This is a genomic window from Pantoea sp. Morm (assembly GCF_016643525.1).
In the GTDB taxonomy this organism is placed as follows: domain Bacteria; phylum Pseudomonadota; class Gammaproteobacteria; order Enterobacterales; family Enterobacteriaceae; genus Pantoea; species Pantoea dispersa.
In genome coordinates this window covers 1-602 of the sequence record NZ_VOQX01000285.1, presented here as the reverse complement: position 1 = coordinate 602, position 602 = coordinate 1, and the positions used below count along the sequence as shown (strand labels likewise).

Genomic DNA, 602 nt, shown 5'->3' with positions numbered 1-602 from the left:
AAAAAATTGAAACGGAAAACAAGTTTCTGCGCCTGCTCTCTAACTCGCCGCTGCAGATCGATGTCCAGCTGTTACGCATCGACAGTCGCGAGTCGCGCAACACACCAAGCGAGCATCTGAACAACTTCTACTGCAACTTCGACGATATCGCTAACGATAACTTTGACGGCCTGATTGTCACCGGCGCGCCGCTGGGGCTGGTTGATTTCAATGATGTTGCCTACTGGCCACAGATTCAGCGCGTGCTGCACTGGGCGAAAGAGCACGTCACTTCTACCCTGTTCGTTTGCTGGGCGGTGCAGGCGGCGCTTAACATCCTGTATGGCATTCCTAAACAGACGCGACAGAACAAGCTGTCAGGCGTCTATGAGCATCAGATCCTTCATCCGCACGCGCTGCTGACGCGCGGTTTTGATGACAACTTCCTGGCACCGCATTCACGCTATGCTGATTTTCCCAGCCAGCTGATTCGTGACTACACCGATCTCGAGCTGTTTGCCGAATCAGAGAGCACCGGTGCCTATCTGATGGCGAGTAAAGACAAACGACTGGCGTTTGTCACCGGCCATCCGGAATATGACGCTCTCACGCTGTCGGGGGAG

1 protein-coding gene is annotated in these 602 nt (G+C 54.3%); it reads left to right on the top strand.

Translation table 11 applies throughout. The annotated features are described in order from the left end of the window. Positions 1-602, top strand: a 602-nt coding sequence (metA, locus tag FT726_RS27600) for a homoserine O-succinyltransferase (RefSeq protein ID WP_346303880.1), incomplete at both ends; no start/stop codon positions are given.